At 72.2% G+C, this 1,677-nt stretch carries 2 protein-coding genes; both read right to left on the bottom strand.

The window, feature by feature from the left end; genetic code table 11:
• Positions 1-123 precede the first annotated feature (123 nt).
• A complete protein-coding gene (locus tag IY392_RS04690; RefSeq protein ID WP_228549030.1) occupies positions 124-1,227 on the bottom strand; it encodes an isopenicillin N synthase family oxygenase in 1,104 nt (367 codons plus the stop codon).
• A gap of 142 nt (positions 1,228-1,369) precedes the next feature.
• The coding region (locus IY392_RS04695) for an NTP transferase domain-containing protein (RefSeq protein WP_194860639.1) at positions 1,370-1,677 on the bottom strand (308 nt) is incomplete at its 5' end.

The following is a 1,677-nucleotide window of genomic DNA, read 5'->3' on the forward strand; positions in this document are numbered from 1 at the left end:
GGGTGTGGACGGGCTGGCGCGTGGCGGCGGGACCCGGGTACCGCTCGGCGAGGTCAGCGTCGGCGGCGGCGAGGTCGGAATCCAGGGCGTCGGCCAGTCCCTCGAGCCCGCCGGGACCTTCTCTCACCGCCGCTCCCGCCGGGCTGCCGCCAGGACTCGCGCGGCCTCGCGGACGGCGCCCGTGTTGGCCCTGCCCTGGCGCGAGCCGGCGAGTTTGGCGGCGATGTGGTCGCGCACGGTGATCGGTTCGTACGCGGACTGGTCCGCGCCGGCGAGGCCGGGCAGGGTGCCCACGATCGCGTCGACGTCGCCGTCGTGGAAGAACGCCGCCGAGCGCCGTCGCACGATCCCCCCGTCGACGACCGGGGGCTTGACCCGGTGCAGCGTGGACATCCAACGGTCCCCGGTCAGCCGCGCGGTGAGATCCCCCAGGTTCACCAGCAGTCCGCCCTCGACGGGCTGGACGTCGTGCCACACGCCGTCGGAGGACAGGACCTGCAGACCCGCCACGCGGTCGGCCCACAGGACGGTCACCAGGCCGAAGTCGGTGTGCTCGCCCATCCCGGTGAGTTCGCCGTCGAGGGTGATCGGGCCCGGGGGCAGGGCGTAGTTGTTCAGCCGCAGCACGTCGATCGAGTGTCCGGTGATGTCGGTGAACACCTCGGGTGGGACACCGAGCGCGTCGGCGAACGCCCGGGTGAGGGTCCGCGCGACCCTCGAGGCCTCGCCGAAGTAGGCGTCGATCCGGGCCCGGAAGTCGCCGCACTCCGGCCACACGTTGATCCCGTAGTCGGCCTCGTCCAGTGCCAGGTCGGGGAAGGAGCGCGCCTCGACGCCGACGTTGAACGCCTCGAAGAAGTCGTTCATCCGGCTGGCGGACTCGACTCCCAGGCTCAGGCTGAGCGTCTCGCTCTTCGGCGGGCTGTACCCGCGATTGGCGTCGGCCACGCGATAGCCGCTCTTGGTCTCGGGGGGCAGTGCGAAGAACTCGTCGATCGCCCCCGCCAGTCCGTCGATCACCGCGTCGTCGATGCCGTGCCCGACGATCTGCATGAAGCCCACCTGCGAGCACGCGGCGTCGATCTCGCGGGCGACGCGTTCGCGGGCGGCAGGGCCGTTGTCGAGACCGACGGCGCTCGAGGTGTAGGGGCTCAGGTCGATCACCGGGACACTGAAACCGACGTCCGTCATCGTCGCTGGTGGTGTGGTCGCTTGTGGTGTGGTCATGTCCGCTCCCGGAGCTGGGGTGCCGGCCGAGGTGACGGGGGCCGGGGTACCGGGGCGCGGCCTGCCGGTGAGGGGTGGCCGAGCCGATGACCAGTTGTATCCGCGCGCTATTACCGGCCGGATACCCCGTGTGTCAGCGACGTTACGGGGCGAGCAGAAGATCCCCGGGCACGTCCACATCGCGCGGCGATCCGGTGTCCCCGCACGGCACCTCGGTCACGGCGTCGGCGTGTGCGCGCAGGTACCGTCGCGCACCGACGTCACCTGTGGCCGACGCGATCACCCCGGGGTGGTGTCGTCCGCCGAGCAGCACGGGATGCCCCCATCGCCCGTCATAGGTCGCCACCGCCAGGTCGGCGGTGTGGCGGCCGTCGCCGGAGCCCACCGCGCGGACCCGCCGGACGGCGTCCGCGCCGAGCCACGGCGTGTCCACCGGGACCACCACAACGT

The sequence above is a fragment of the Dietzia sp. SYD-A1 genome, assembly GCF_015356725.1.
Lineage (GTDB): Bacteria > Actinomycetota > Actinomycetes > Mycobacteriales > Mycobacteriaceae > Dietzia.

Coding starts and splice junctions, on each gene's coding strand:
- IY392_RS04690 (WP_228549030.1), bottom strand. CDS start 1,227: ATGACCACACCACAAGCGACCACACCACCAGCGACGATGACGGACGTC.